15 protein-coding genes are annotated in these 12,517 nt (G+C 72.2%); 7 read left to right on the forward strand and 8 right to left on the reverse strand.

Translation table 11 applies throughout. The features are described from left to right. Nucleotides 1-12: 12 nt before the first annotated feature. Nucleotides 13-1,872: a glycoside hydrolase family 3 protein gene (locus tag AB0L95_RS14235; RefSeq protein WP_365161625.1), complete on the reverse strand. Its 1,860-nt coding sequence runs from the start codon at nucleotides 1,870-1,872 to the stop codon at nucleotides 13-15. A gap of 307 nt (nucleotides 1,873-2,179) precedes the next feature. After that, on the reverse strand, nucleotides 2,180-3,097 hold the full coding sequence (locus tag AB0L95_RS14240; protein ID WP_365161627.1) for a LysR family transcriptional regulator: 918 nt from the start codon (nucleotides 3,095-3,097) through the stop codon (nucleotides 2,180-2,182). A gap of 89 nt (nucleotides 3,098-3,186) precedes the next feature. Here AB0L95_RS14240 and AB0L95_RS14245 point away from each other — a divergent pair, with 89 nt between their 5' ends. Together AB0L95_RS14245 and AB0L95_RS14250 are read left to right on the forward strand one after the other, a co-directional pair. Further along, nucleotides 3,187-4,203, forward strand: coding sequence for an EamA family transporter (locus AB0L95_RS14245; protein WP_365161629.1), 1,017 nt, complete (start codon nucleotides 3,187-3,189; stop codon nucleotides 4,201-4,203). Then, nucleotides 4,200-4,844: a GNAT family protein gene (locus tag AB0L95_RS14250; RefSeq protein ID WP_365161631.1), complete on the forward strand. Its 645-nt coding sequence runs from the start codon at nucleotides 4,200-4,202 to the stop codon at nucleotides 4,842-4,844. Before AB0L95_RS14245 ends, AB0L95_RS14250 begins: the two co-directional genes overlap by 4 nt. On the opposite strand, the gene AB0L95_RS14255 is transcribed toward AB0L95_RS14250, so the two are convergent. Both AB0L95_RS14255 and AB0L95_RS14260 read right to left on the reverse strand, forming a co-directional pair. After that, nucleotides 4,748-4,999, reverse strand: coding sequence for a DUF397 domain-containing protein (locus tag AB0L95_RS14255; protein WP_365161632.1), 252 nt, complete (start codon nucleotides 4,997-4,999; stop codon nucleotides 4,748-4,750). The genes AB0L95_RS14250 and AB0L95_RS14255 overlap by 97 nt on opposite strands. Then, nucleotides 4,915-5,226 (reverse strand): helix-turn-helix transcriptional regulator, encoded by a 312-nt coding sequence (locus AB0L95_RS14260; RefSeq protein WP_365161634.1) that lies wholly within the window; start codon nucleotides 5,224-5,226, stop codon nucleotides 4,915-4,917. Before AB0L95_RS14260 ends, AB0L95_RS14255 begins: the two co-directional genes overlap by 85 nt. A 135-nt stretch (nucleotides 5,227-5,361) precedes the next feature. Here AB0L95_RS14260 and AB0L95_RS14265 point away from each other — a divergent pair, with 135 nt between their 5' ends. Both AB0L95_RS14265 and AB0L95_RS14270 read left to right on the forward strand, forming a co-directional pair. Then, complete coding sequence (locus AB0L95_RS14265) at nucleotides 5,362-5,616, forward strand: hypothetical protein (RefSeq protein ID WP_365161635.1); 255 nt, start codon at nucleotides 5,362-5,364, stop codon at nucleotides 5,614-5,616. Nucleotides 5,617-5,772: 156 nt separating this feature from the next. After that, nucleotides 5,773-6,381, forward strand: a complete 609-nt coding sequence (locus AB0L95_RS14270; RefSeq protein WP_365161637.1) for an alpha/beta hydrolase — start codon at nucleotides 5,773-5,775, stop codon at nucleotides 6,379-6,381. Nucleotides 6,382-6,433: 52 nt separating this feature from the next. On the opposite strand, the gene AB0L95_RS14275 is transcribed toward AB0L95_RS14270, so the two are convergent. Together AB0L95_RS14275 and AB0L95_RS14280 are read right to left on the reverse strand one after the other, a co-directional pair. Beyond that, the gene (locus AB0L95_RS14275; RefSeq protein ID WP_365161639.1) at nucleotides 6,434-7,231 is read right to left on the reverse strand and encodes a sugar phosphate isomerase/epimerase family protein; all 798 of its coding nucleotides are present in this window, start codon (nucleotides 7,229-7,231) and stop codon (nucleotides 6,434-6,436) included. An 84-nt stretch (nucleotides 7,232-7,315) separates the two neighbouring features. Next, nucleotides 7,316-8,356: a LacI family DNA-binding transcriptional regulator gene (locus tag AB0L95_RS14280; RefSeq protein WP_365161641.1), complete on the reverse strand. Its 1,041-nt coding sequence runs from the start codon at nucleotides 8,354-8,356 to the stop codon at nucleotides 7,316-7,318. Nucleotides 8,357-8,679: 323 nt separating this feature from the next. Between AB0L95_RS14280 and AB0L95_RS14285 the strand changes: the two genes are divergently transcribed. The 3 genes from AB0L95_RS14285 to AB0L95_RS14295 are packed head-to-tail and all read left to right on the forward strand — an operon-like array spanning nucleotide 8,680 to nucleotide 11,839. Further along, nucleotides 8,680-9,831 carry a Gfo/Idh/MocA family oxidoreductase gene (locus AB0L95_RS14285; RefSeq protein ID WP_365161643.1) on the forward strand — a complete coding sequence of 384 codons (1,152 nt, stop codon included), beginning with the start codon at nucleotides 8,680-8,682 and terminating at the stop codon, nucleotides 9,829-9,831. Continuing rightward, the gene (locus AB0L95_RS14290; protein WP_365161644.1) at nucleotides 9,828-10,997 is read left to right on the forward strand and encodes a dihydrodipicolinate synthase family protein; all 1,170 of its coding nucleotides are present in this window, start codon (nucleotides 9,828-9,830) and stop codon (nucleotides 10,995-10,997) included. Before AB0L95_RS14285 ends, AB0L95_RS14290 begins: the two co-directional genes overlap by 4 nt. Then, complete coding sequence (locus tag AB0L95_RS14295; RefSeq protein ID WP_365161646.1) at nucleotides 10,994-11,839, forward strand: sugar phosphate isomerase/epimerase family protein; 846 nt, start codon at nucleotides 10,994-10,996, stop codon at nucleotides 11,837-11,839. Before AB0L95_RS14290 ends, AB0L95_RS14295 begins: the two co-directional genes overlap by 4 nt. A gap of 13 nt (nucleotides 11,840-11,852) precedes the next feature. On the opposite strand, the gene AB0L95_RS14300 is transcribed toward AB0L95_RS14295, so the two are convergent. Together AB0L95_RS14300 and AB0L95_RS14305 are read right to left on the reverse strand one after the other, a co-directional pair. Further along, nucleotides 11,853-12,257, reverse strand: a complete 405-nt coding sequence (locus AB0L95_RS14300) for a gas vesicle protein K (RefSeq protein ID WP_365161648.1) — start codon at nucleotides 12,255-12,257, stop codon at nucleotides 11,853-11,855. Continuing rightward, the gene (locus AB0L95_RS14305; RefSeq protein ID WP_365161906.1) at nucleotides 12,241-12,450 is read right to left on the reverse strand and encodes a gas vesicle protein; all 210 of its coding nucleotides are present in this window, start codon (nucleotides 12,448-12,450) and stop codon (nucleotides 12,241-12,243) included. Before AB0L95_RS14305 ends, AB0L95_RS14300 begins: the two co-directional genes overlap by 17 nt. Nucleotides 12,451-12,517 lie beyond the last annotated feature (67 nt).

Consider the following 12,517-nt stretch of genomic DNA (forward strand, 5'->3'; position numbering starts at 1 on the left):
GCTTTGCGACATTCAGGGGCCGGACGAGCGGCCCCCGGCGTACGCCTGGTACGACAGCCCGTACCCGAGGGGGTACAGCACCTGCGTAGGATCGTCCGCCCGCGGCACCGGCACCGGCAGCCTGCCGCGCGGCCTCACCCTTCCCGCGATCACCCGTGCCGCCGCGCGCAGTTCCACGTCGGTCCAGGAGTAGGACGCCAGACAGGCCGTGGCGTCGGGGAGTTGGGCCACGTCGTACGGATTCCGGACGGCGAGGGCGACCACCGGTTTCCCGGTGGCGGCGAGCCGGGTCACCAGGGTCCGCTGGGAACCGGCCGCGGTCACGTTGTAGGTGGCCACGACCACCGCGTCCGCGTCGCCCGCGGCGGCCACCGCCTTCTCGATCGCCGCCGCCGTGGGCGCCGTGCCGGTGGACAGCGCGGTCGCCGTGAAGCCGAGGGCGGCGAGGGCGTTCGCGAGGACGGTGGTGGGCGGTCCGTCGGTCCCGGACGGCGACGCCGGGTCCGCGCCCACGACGAGGAGCCGCCGGTGCGTACGGCGCGACAGCGGCAGCAGCCCCCGCTGGTTGACGAGCAGCGTCGTCGTACGGTCAGCGATGCGGTCCGCCGTGTGCAGATGCCCGGGGGTGCCGACGGTCCGGTCGACTCCGCCCGCGGTGACATACGGCCGGTCCAGCAGCCCGAGCCTGGCCTTCAGCCGCAGGATGCGCAGCAGCGACTCGTCGAGCCGGGCCTCGGTCAGCTCCCCGCTCCGCACGGCCGTGAGGACCGCGTTCCAGGCGAGGTCCAGGGAGGGCGGGTTGAGCAGCTGGTCGACGCCGGCCTTCAGGGCGAGCACGGGCACCCGGTCGTCGCCGTACTTCTGGCGCACGCCCTCCATGCCCAGCGAGTCGGTCACCACCACCCCGTCGTAGCCCAGCTCCTCGCGCAGGATGCCCGTGAGGATCGGGTGCGAGAGCGTCGCCGGGTCGCCGGAGTCGTCGAGGGCGGGGACCATGATGTGCGCAGTCATGATCGAGTCGATCCCGGCGCGGATCGCCGCCCGGAACGGCACCGCGTCGAGTTTCTCCCACAGTTCACGGCTGTGGGTGATGACCGGGAAGCCGAAGTGGCTGTCGACGGCCGTGTCGCCGTGGCCGGGGAAATGTTTGGCGGTGGCCGCCACCCCGGACTCCTGGCAGCCCTTCACCTCCGCGGCGACGAGGCCCGCCACCGCGTCCGGGTCCGCGCCGAAGGACCGTACGCCGATGACCGGGTTGGCCGGGTTGACGTTCACATCGGCGTCCGGCGCGTAGGCCTGACGGATGCCCAGGGCGTGCAGCTCGGCGCCGGAGATCCGGCCGAGGGTACGGGCGTCGGCCCGGGAGCCGCCGGCCCCGATCGCCATCGCGCCGGGGAAGAGGGTGGCGGGCTTGCCCACGCGGGCCACTATGCCGTGCTCCTGGTCCGTCGCGATGAGCACGGGCAGGCCGCGCGGCTGGGCGAGGGACGCGTGCTGGATGCCGTTGGAGAGGTCCGCGATCTGGTGCGGTGTACGGGTGTTGTGCGCCCAGGTGAAGTAGATGATCCCGCCGACGCGGTACTTCGCGACCAGTTCTGCGGCCGTCCGTACACCGATCTCGGCGAGGTTGGCGTCGATGTCGGCCAGGTCGGGGTCGGTGGCCGAGTGGCCGTAGACCCGCATCACGAAGAGCTGGCCGACCTTCTCCTCCAGCGTCATACGGGAGATGAGGGCCGTCAGCCGCTCGTCGTCGTGACCGGCGGCGCGGGCGGGGTCCGAGGTGAGGGCGAGAGCCGCGGCCAGGCCCGCCGTGGCGGCGAGGACCGTGCGTCTGGAGGGGTGTGCGGTGCTTCCTGTGCCGGAGTCGTGCACATGCGCTCCTTCCGAAGGAGAACACTGAAGGAAACTTCCGAGGAGTCACCAATATCCGGGAAGTTTCTGCCAGTCAAGGCACTGCACGGTATCCGGCCGGGGGCCGCCATCGGCGCAGGTGGAGGGGGCGCGCCGATGGCGGCGTGCTGCCGGCCGCGTGCGGCGGAGAGGGTGGTCAGCGTTCGCAGCCAGCAGCGAGGCCGACACCGCAGGCGGAGACTCATCCGGCAGCTTGCGCCTTGGACGAAGGCGGGCACGGGCGGGTTCCCCGGGCGCCGCCGTCATCCGCAAGTCGGTACGGAGGAGGTCAGCGGGTCGCCCGTGCCGCCGCCCTGGGCCAGAACTCCTGCAGCGTCCGCACGGTCTGCGCGATCGCCGGCCGCCGCGCCGCACCCGCGCGCCACAGCGCGTAGAGCCGTCGTACGGGCATCGGGTCGAGGGCGATCTCGACGACCTCGGGCGGCAGCGGGCCACGGCCCAGACGCGGAATGAGCGCGACCCCCAGACCGGCGGCGACCAGGGCGACGAGGGTGGGGTTCTCGTCGGCCTGGTGGACGACCTCCGGTTCGTGCCCTGCCGCCCGCAGGGTCCGCAGCAGCCAGTCGTGGCAGACCCGGCCCGGCGGCTGGCAGATCCATCGCTCGCCGCCCAGTTCCTCGCGCCGCACGGACTCCCGCCCGGCGAACGGGTGTCCCGCGGGAACGAGCAGATCACACAAATCATCCCCGATGACCGCCTGCTCCACCCTCGGGGGCGCCGGCAGCGGGGCGATGTCCCAGTCGTGCACCACGGCGAGATCGACGGCGCCCTTCGCGACCAGGTCCACCGACAGATGCGGGTCGATCTCGGTGAGCCGGGCGTCCAGGGCCGGATGCCGCCGCCCCAGGTCGGCGAGCACGCCCGGCATCAGTCCGCGCGCCGCCGAAGGGAACGCGGCCACGGTCAGCCGTCCGGCCGGCACTCCGCGCCGCTCCTCCAGCTCCGTCTCGGCGCGCTCCACGATCGCCATCAACGTCTGTGCGGTGGCGGCGAGTTGTCGCGCCTCGTCGGTGAGCCGCACCCCGCGCCCCTCCCGCTCCAGCAGGGTGGTCCTGGTCTCCCGCTCCAGCTTGGCGATCTGCTGGGAGACCGCGGACGGCGTGTACCCGAGCGCGGCGGCCGCGGCACCGACCGTGCCGTGGACGGAGACGGCGTGCAGGGCGCGCAGCCGTTGGAGATCGAGCATGGACCCCCCTCAAGGGTTAGCGATGCTTCATCCGATCATGCAGCAATCATCGCTGGTGCTTCACGGTCGCCAGCCGTGATCCTCGACGCATGCGACCCGCACACCTTGCTCTCGCCGTTCTCGTCACCGCCGTCTGGGGCGTGAACTTCACGGTCATCGAGATTGGCCTCGGCCACTTCCCGCCCCTGCTGTTCTCGGCCCTCCGCTTCCTGGCCGCCGCCGTCCCGGCCGTCTTCTTCGTCGGCCGCCCGAAGTCGAGAGCTTGGGATGGGGTCTCCCCTGCTCGAACGAAGTCGAGAGCTTGGGATGGGGTCTCCCCTGCTCGAACGAAGTTGAGAGCTTGGGGATGGATTGTTTCCGTCGGCCTCGTCCTGGGCGTGGCCAAGTTCGGCCTGCTGTTCCTCGGCATGAACGCGGGCATGCCCGCCGGACTGTCCTCCCTGGTGCTCCAGATCCAGTCCGTCTTCACGGCGCTGATCGCCTTCGCGGTCCTCGGCGAACGGCCCACGCGCATAGGGGCCCTGGGGATGGCGGTGGCCCTCGTCGGCATCGTCCTCGCGGCCGTCGACGAGGGCACGGCCGGCCCGCTCGGCGCGTTCGCCCTGGTGATCGCGGCGGCGGCCTTCTGGGGCCTGTCCAACGTCCTGACCCGCAAGGCCTCCCCGCCCGACGCGCTCAACTTCATGGTGTGGGTGAGCACCGTGCCGGTCCTGCCCCTGCTCGGCCTGTCCCTCCTGACCGAGGGCCCCTCCCGCGACCTGGCGGCCCTGCGCGCCCTGGACTGGCAGGGCGTGGGCGTCGTCCTCTACGTCGCCTGGATCACCACCGTGTTCGGCTTCGGCGCCTGGGGCTGGCTGCTGCGCCGCCACCCCGCGTCCACGGTCGCCCCGTTCTCCCTGCTCGTCCCCGTCTTCGGCATGTCGTCCGCGGCCCTGTTCCTGGGTGAGCAGATCACCCCGCTGCGTTGGGGCGCGGCGGCGCTGCTGGTGGGCGGGGTGGCGCTGACGTCCCTGGCGTCGAAGGGGGTTCGGCCGACGGAGATCCGTATGAAGGAGGGCGAAATCCACTCGACGACGGCGAGCGGATCCGCCACGCTTCAGCGGTGACGTTCATCCTGAGAGGACCGCTCCTTCGGGGCACGCTCGTGCGGCTGGAGCCGCTGGAGCACCGGCACGCGGACGGTCTGGCGGTGGCGGCGGAGGAGGACCGGACCTCGTACGCGTACACCTGGGTACCCAGGGCCCACGAGGTCGGGGGCTACATCGACGCACAGCTCGCCCGAGCGGCGGCGGGCCGCCTCGCGCCGTACGCCCAGATCTCCCTCGCCACGGGCCGGGTGGTCGGCACCACCTCCTACTGGGACCCGCGCTGCTGGCTGTCGGACGACCGGCTCGACGCCATCGAGATCGGCTTCACCTGGCTGGCCCGGTCCGCCCAGGGCACGGGCATCAACGCCGAGTCCAAGCTGCTGCTGCTCCGCCACGCGTTCGAGGAGTGGGGCGTGGCGCGCGTCGACCTGAAGACCGACGCGCGCAACGCCCGCTCCCGCGCGGCCATCGAGAGCGTCGGCGCCCGCTTCGAGGGCGTCCTGCGCAACTGGTCCCGCTCCTGGTCCCCGGGGGAGGAGGACCGCCTCCGGGACTCCGCGATCTACTCGATCACGTCGGAGGAGTGGCCCGAACGCCGCTCACTCCTGGAGGCGAGGGTCAGGAAGTCGGCCCAGGCGGCGGGGGAGACGGTGAGGTAGGGCCGGTCGGGGGCCTCGGAGTCACGGATGTGTATGAGGGCGGCACGGGTGGCGCAGTACGACGAGATACTCAACGCCTCCTGCTCCAGCCGCACGAACCCCTGAAAATGAGCCGGATACCGCTCCAACCGCAGGTACTTCGCGGCCGCCGCCATCGACCCCCGGCCCCCAACGCCTTCTCCGCCGCCTCGATGAACTCGTCCGTCGCCGGCTTCGCGCACGTCTCCACCGCGCTCACCGCCGCCCCCGAGTACGCCATCCGCTCGCCCAACTCGTTCTGCGACAACCCGGCGTTCACGCGCAGTGTCCGCAACACCTCCGCGAAGTACTGCGCTGCGGGCCCACGTGACCGTCCGGACCGCGATACGAAGGACCACGACACTCGCTCTGTCCAGCTCCGTCTTCCTCGGCAGCCTCGCCGGAACCGGCGTCGCCGCTACGGCTTCCGGGTCCGCCTCTGTCCCGCGGTGCAGGGGCGAGTTCAAGCACGCCGTCTGCAACCGTGACGTTCGCCCGCATGCCCAACGGCCGGCTCACCTGGAGCTTCAGGCTGACCGCGGCGGCGAAGAAGGACCTCGGCTCGCTGGTCAACGTCTCGATGCCGCAGGCCTTCGTCTCCGGCTACGAGATCAACCCGCCCTACGGCCCCCACACCAGACCGAGCACCTACGACTTCCGTTCCAGCATCAAGGGCTATCAGCGCAAGGGAAAGAGCGGAAGGGCCGCAACTTCACCATCAAGACCAATGACGAGATCAGCTTCTTCTGGCTGATCCGCCGGGTGCTTCTTTACCTGGGAGTTCCTCCGGTCGGTTCGGCCCCCAAGGAGGGGGTGAGAACTGGCGAACGGGATTTGAGACCCTGTCTCTGCGCGAGCCCGCGGTGGCGGCTCGTGGACCTTCGGCCGGTGATCGGAAAGCATGCGGGCCATGACCACGAGCGAACACCCGGAAGCCCCGCGCGCCTACCTCATCCTCCACGGCTGGCAGAACCACCGCCCGAAGGACCACTGGGAGCACTGGCTCGCCGACCGGCTGACCGAATGCGGCCACCACGTGTCGTATCCGCAACTGCCGGACCCCGACGACCCCGAGCTGGAGGTGTGGCTCGCGGAGCTGGTCCGCCACCTCGACGGGCTGCCGCGCGGCGTCGAACGGGTCGTCGTCGCCCACAGCCTGTCCACCGTGCTGTGGCTGCACGCCGTCGCGCGCGGGGTGACGGGCCTCGCCATGGACCGGGTGCTGCTCGTGGCCCCGCCGTCCGCCTCCGTCCTCCTGCGGCACCGGGAGGTGGCGGAGTTCGCCCCGCCGCCCCTCGACGGTCTCGCCCTGCCCGCGCCCACCCTCCTGGTCGCGGGCGACGACGACCCGTACTGCCCGGAGGGCGCGCGGACCGTCTACGGTGATCCCCTCGGCATCTCCACCGAGATCATTCCCGGCGGCGCCCACCTCGACCTGGACGCCGGTTACGGCTCCTGGCCCGCCGTACTGGGGTGGTGCCTGGACGCCTCCGCACGGCTCACGGCACGTCCGGCGTAGCCCGGCCGGGGGCGGTGGTGCCCGCGTCCGTCGATCGGCGGACAGTCGCCCCCTACGCCGACTCGCTGAGCAGTCGCGCCAGATGGTCGCGTCCGGCGTCGAGCAGTTCCGGCAGCGGTGTTGCCGTCTCGTGCCACCGCTTCTCGTACTCCCAGCACAGCCAGCCGTCCCAGCCGTGGCGGGAGAGGACCTCCACGCACTCCGTGAGCGGCAGGACGCCGGCGCCCAGGGGCAGCGGGGTCCTGTCGTCGGCGGAGGTGATGTCCTTGACCTGGACGTAGCCGAGGTAGGTGCACAGGGCCGCGTATGTCTCCTGCGGCTGCTCGCCGCCCAGCCAGGTGTGCATCACGTCCCACAGCGCGCCCACATGGCGGTGGCCGACCGCGCCGAGGATACGCAGGACGTCCGCCCCGGTGCGATGCGAGTCGTGCGTCTCCAGCAGGATCCGTACGTCGAGGTCGGCAGCGTACTCGGCGGCGGTGCCCAGGCGCCGGGCGGCGATGGCGTCGGCCTCCTCGGGGCGCTGTTCGGTGCCGCCGGGGAAGACGCGCACGAAGGGGGCGCCCAGATCGCGCGCGAGCTCCAGGAGCGCGCGGATCTCGGCCAGCACGGGTGCGTCGTCGCCGGGCGCGGCGACGCACGCGTACCCGGCGAGTCCGAGGATCTCGACGCCCGAGGAGGCGAACTCGGCGGCCACGGCCGCCCGTTCGGCGGGACCGAGGCCCGGATGCACGGGCTCCTCGGGGTGTGTGCGCAGTTCGACGCCGTGATAGCCGTGCGTCGTCGCGAGCCGGACGACGTCCGCTACGGGCAGACCGGGGACACCGAGGGTGGAAAACGCCAGCTTCATGGTCACGGAAACTACCCCGCCACGCGCCGGTAACGCCTGTCCCCGCCCCACGGCCGGTGTGGCGCGCCGCACGCCCCGGGGGAGTCAGCCGCGGGGCGCCCCCGTGGACCCCCGCACCATCAGTTCCCCGGGCACCATGGCGATCCCGCCCGGCGGCGGTTCCTCGCGGCCCATCGCGATCCGCCCCGCCCGGGCACCCGCCTCCGCGAGCGGCAGCCGCACCGTCGTCAGGGCCGGCACCGCGTCGATCGCGAAGGGGAGGTCGTCGAAGCCGACCACCGACACGTCCTCGGGGATGCGCCGGCCGAAGGCGCGCAGCGCCGCGCACGCGCCCAGCGCCACCGTGTCGTTCGCCGCCACGACCGCCGTCAGCGACGGCTCGCGGCGCACCAGTTCGAGCGTCGCCTCGTAGCCCGCGCGGCGGTCGTAGCGCCCGTGCACCGTCAGCCGCGGGTCGTCCTCGATCCCGGCGGCGGCCAGGGCCGCCCGGTGGCCCTCCAGACGGTGCCGGGTGGTCGTGCGCTCCTCGGGGCCCGCGACATAGCCGAGCCGCCGGTGGCCGAGCCCGATCAGATGCTCGGTGAGCCGCTGTGCGCCGCCGCGGTTGTCGAAGGTCAGCGCGATCGCCTCGGGGACGGGCGGCCGCCCGCACAGCACCACGCGCGTCCCCGCCGCCGCCAGCTTGCTCAGCTTCGCGCCCACCGTCTCCTTGTGCGCGCAGTCCTCCACCGCGCCGCCGGTCAGCACCACGGCGGCCGCCCGCTGCCGCTGGAGCAGCGTCAGATACGTCAGCTCCCGCTCCGGCGAGCCTCCGGTGTTGCAGACCACCGCGAGCCGTTCGCCGCCGGCCCGTCCTCCCGGGCCGCCGATCTCCGACTGGATCGCGCTCGCCATGATCCCGAAGAACGGGTCGGCGATGTCGTTCACCAGGATCCCGACCAGGTCGGAGGTGGCCGCCGCGAGCGCGCTGGCCGGACCGTTGAGGACGTAGTCCAGTTCGTCGACCGCGCGCAGCACCCGGTCCCGGGTGGTGGCCGCGACCGGGTAGTTCCCGTTCAGCACACGTGACACGGTCGCGGGCGACACCTGCGCGCGCGCAGCCACGTCTGCCAGGGTCACCGTCATCGTCGTCCTCCGGTCGAGTGTTTTGTCAGGAATCCATCTACAGCTCTCCGGACACCCGTGTACAGGCCCGCGGTTCCTTTTTGTTCGACGGATCGGACAACTCAACGGGTCTCGTGACCGCAGCGTCACGCCGGGTGACGCTTTACGAGAGGATGGCGTCCCGCCGTACGGGGAAGCGCCGTCCGGCGACACCTCGGCTCACCCTTGCCGCGGTCTTGTCCGACCCGCCGGACGGGGGCTAGCGTCTCGCTACGTAGAAAGCGCTTGCCGTCACGCTCACCGGTGAGCGTACGCGGCGCCGGACGCGTACGGAGGGAACCGACGTGACACGCAAGACGGTGCGTATCGCCATGAACGGCGTCACGGGGCGCATGGGCCACCGCCAGCATCTGCTCCGCTCCATCCTGGCCATCCGCCGGCAGGGAGGCCTCGACCTGGGCGACGGCACGGTGCTGTGGCCCGAACCGGTCCTCGTCGGCCGCCGCGCGCATGCCCTCGACGCGCTCGCCCGGCAGTACGACCTCGAACACCGCTCGACGGACCTGGACACGGTCCTCGCCGATCCCGCCGTCGAGATCTACTTCGACGCCCAGGTCACCTCGGCCCGCGAGGAGTCGCTGCGGAAGGCGATCGCGGCGGGCAAGCACGTCTACACCGAGAAGCCGACGGCGACGGGCCTGGCGGGCGCCCTGGAACTGGCCCGCCTCGCCCACGAGAAGGGCATCCGGCACGGGGTCGTCCAGGACAAACTGTTCCTGCCCGGACTGCTCAAACTGAAGCGGCTCGTCGACGGGGGCTTCTTCGGCCGGATCCTGTCCGTCCGCGGCGAGTTCGGCTACTGGGTCTTCGAGGGCGACTGGCAGCCCGCCCAGCGCCCGTCCTGGAACTACCGTGCCGAGGACGGCGGAGGCATCGTCGTCGACATGTTCCCCCACTGGGAGTACGTGCTGCACGAGCTGTTCGGCCGGGTGCGGTCCGTACAGGCGCTCGCCACCACCCATGTCCCGCAGCGCTGGGACGAGCAGGGCAAGCCCTACGCCGCCACGGCCGACGACGCCGCCTACGGCATCTTCGAGCTGGAGGGCGGCGTGATCGCCCAGATCAACTCCTCCTGGGCCGTGCGCGTGGGCCGCGACGAACTCGTCGAGTTCCAGGTGGACGGCACCGAGGGGTCCGCCGTCGCCGGTCTGCGCAGGTGCCGCGTCCAGCACCGCTCGGCCACCCCCAAACCCGTCTGGAACCCGGACCTGCCCACCGGCGAGGCCTTCCGCGGCCAGTGGCAGGAGGTGCCGGACAACGCCGAGTTCGGCAACGGCTTCAAGGCGCAGTGGGAGCTGTTCCTCCGGCACGTGTACGCCGACGCGCCCTACCACCGGGACCTGCTGGCCGGTGCCCGCGGTGTGCAGCTCGCCGAACTCGGCTTGAAGTCCTCGGCCGAGGGCCGCCGTATCGACGTACCGGAGATCGCGCTGTGACCCTCCGACTGCCGGACGCCGAGGGCCGGTTGCGGAGCTACACACCGCGCCGGACGCCGCTCGCCCTCACCCCGGGCACGCCCTTCACCTCCCGTACGGTCTTCGCGGCGGCGCACGTCGTCGCCGACCCCTGCGCGGACGTGTCCCCCGATGCGCCCGCCGCCCTCGACTGGGACGCGACCCTCGCCTTCCGGCGCCATCTGTGGGCGCACGGCCTGGCGGTCGCCGAGGCCATGGACACCGCCCAGCGCGGGATGGGTCTGGACTGGGCGGGCGCGGCGGAACTGATCCGCAGGTCCGCCGCCGAGGCCAGGGCGGTCGGCGGCCGGATCGCCTGCGGCGTGGGCACCGACCAGCTGCACCCCACCGGGATCGGGTATCCCTACGGCCTCGACACGATCCGCGCCGCCTACGAGGAACAGCTCGCCGTGGTGGAGGGCTCGGGCGCCCAGGCGATCCTGATGGCCTCCCGTGCGCTGGCCGCGATCGCCCGGAGCCCCGACGACTATCTCGACGTCTACGGCCATCTGCTGCGCCAGGCCGCCGAACCGGTCGTCCTGCACTGGCTCGGCCCGATGTTCGACCCGGCCCTGGAAGGCTACTGGGGCAGCACCGACCTGGACGCGGCCACCCGTACCTTCCTGGACGTCGTCGCCGCGCACCCGGACAAGGTGGACGGCGTCAAGATCTCGCTGCTCGACGCCCGGCGCGAGGGCGAACTGCGTCGGCGGCTGCCCGACGGAGTGCGCTGCTACACCGGCGACGACTTCCACTACCCCGAGCTGATCGCCGGTGACGACCACGGTTTCAGCCATGCCCTGCTCGGCATCTTCGACCCGCTGGGCCCGCTCGCGGCCGAGGCGGTGCGGGTCCTGGACACGGGCGATGTGAAGGGGTTCCGGGAACTCCTCGATCCCACCGTGCGGTTGTCCCGCCATCTGTTCCGGGCGCCCACCCGCTTCTACAAGACAGGTGTGGTCCTGCTGGCCTGGCTCGCGGGCCACCAGGAGCACTTCGCGATGGTGGGCGGCCTGCAGTCGGCCCGTTCGCTGCCGCATCTCGCGACGGCGTACGAACACGCCGACGGCCTCGGCCTGTTCCCCGACCCGGAGCTGGCGGAGCGGCGGATGAGGACCCTGCTGACCCTGTACGGAGTGACTCCATGAGCGGCACGACCACGGCACCGGAGCGGTTCTCCGTCAACCAGATGACGGTACGTCAACTCGACCTGCCCGAACTGGTCGACGCCTGTCTCGCCCTGGGCGTGCGGGGTGTGGGCCTGTGGCGCGAACCCGTCCGGGCGCACGGCGTGGACGCCACGGCCCGGCTGGTACGCGAGGCGGGGCTGACGGTGACGACACTGTGCCGGGGCGGATTCCTCACGGCGACCGACCCGCACGAGCGGGCGCGCGCCCTGGACGACAACCGCCGCGCGGTCGACGAGGCGGCCACACTCGGCACGGACACGCTCGTGCTGGTGTCGGGCGGCCTGCCGGCCGGCTCCAAGGATCTGCGCGGCGCGCGCGAGCGGATCGCGGACGCGCTCGGGGAACTGGGCCCCTACGCGGCCGGGCGGGGGGTGCGTCTGGCGGTCGAACCGCTCCACCCGATGTACGCCGCCGACCGCTGTGTGGTCTCGACCCTGGCCCAGGCGCTGGACCTCGCCGAGCGGTTCCCGGCGGAGCAGGTCGGTGTCACCGTGGACACGTACCACATCTGGTGGGACGACACGGCTCCCGAGCAGATCGCCCGCGCGGGCGTCGGCGGCCGTCTCCACGCCTTCCAGCTCGCCGACTGGATCACCCCGCTGCCCGAGGGCGTCCTCAACGGCCGGGGCCCGCTCGGCGACGGCTCGGTCGATCTGCGGGAGTGGACGACCCAGGTGGAGGCCACGGGCTACACCGGTCCCATCGAGGTCGAGCTGTTCAACGACGAGCTGTGGGCGCGGGACGGCCGGGAGGTCCTCGCGGAGACGCTGGCGCGGTTCATGGAGCATGTGGTGCGGTGAGCTCGGAGCCGGCTCAGGGAGGGAGCAGGGTCCCGAGCGGGCCCAGATCAAGGTTGAGATCGGCGAGGGTGAGGCCGTACTGATCGCACAGCTCGGCCATCCGGTCGTGCAGCAGCATCAGGGTCAGCCCGAGCCGCTCCTCCTGCTCCTCGGTCAGTCCGCCCTCGTCCACGCGGCGCAGGGCCTGCCGCTCCATCAGCTGACGCAGTAGCTCCACCAGGGTCAGGACCAGTTTGACGAGGTCCCGCTCAACCGTGTCCGGGTCGCTGTGCAGACGGCGCGCGGCGTCCCGGCCGCGGCCGGACGGCGCCGGGGCCATCTCGTCCGGCCGGGCCGGCAGCACGGAGAACGCCCGGGTGGCGGCCTCGGCCACCTCCCGCAGACGGTCGGCGCCCGGGCCATCAGTCGGGTTCGTCACCGGGTGCGCCCCCTCCCTCGGGCGCCCGCTCCGACGGGAGGAGGCCCGCCCACCCCTCGCCCAACTCCTCGCGGACGGCGACCAGGACGGCACGCAGCGAGATCCGCACCAGGTCGATGTCGGCGATGGACAGCACGAGATCACCGGTGATCACCACGCCACCGCTCAGCAGCCGGTCCAGCAGATCGATCAGCGCGACCTGCGCCTGGCTGACCGGGCGGTCCGCGTACGGGTCGTGGCGGTAGTCGTACGTCTCGTCG

The sequence above is a fragment of the Streptomyces sp. NPDC052036 genome (genome assembly GCF_040680495.1).
GTDB lineage: Bacteria > Actinomycetota > Actinomycetes > Streptomycetales > Streptomycetaceae > Streptomyces.

Excerpts from the sequence above, each read along its gene's own strand:
- AB0L95_RS14295 (WP_365161646.1), top strand. The coding sequence starts at position 10,994 with ATGAGCGGCACGACCACGGCACCGGAGCGGTTCTCCGTCAACCAGATG.
- AB0L95_RS14245 (WP_365161629.1), top strand. The coding sequence starts at position 3,187 with ATGCGACCCGCACACCTTGCTCTCGCCGTTCTCGTCACCGCCGTCTGG.
- AB0L95_RS14265 (WP_365161635.1), top strand. The coding sequence starts at position 5,362 with ATGCCCAACGGCCGGCTCACCTGGAGCTTCAGGCTGACCGCGGCGGCG.
- AB0L95_RS14240 (WP_365161627.1), bottom strand. The coding sequence starts at position 3,097 with ATGCTCGATCTCCAACGGCTGCGCGCCCTGCACGCCGTCTCCGTCCAC.
- AB0L95_RS14270 (WP_365161637.1), top strand. The coding sequence starts at position 5,773 with ATGACCACGAGCGAACACCCGGAAGCCCCGCGCGCCTACCTCATCCTC.
- AB0L95_RS14255 (WP_365161632.1), bottom strand. The coding sequence starts at position 4,999 with ATGGCGGCGGCCGCGAAGTACCTGCGGTTGGAGCGGTATCCGGCTCAT.
- AB0L95_RS14280 (WP_365161641.1), bottom strand. The coding sequence starts at position 8,356 with ATGACGGTGACCCTGGCAGACGTGGCTGCGCGCGCGCAGGTGTCGCCC.
- AB0L95_RS14275 (WP_365161639.1), bottom strand. The coding sequence starts at position 7,231 with ATGAAGCTGGCGTTTTCCACCCTCGGTGTCCCCGGTCTGCCCGTAGCG.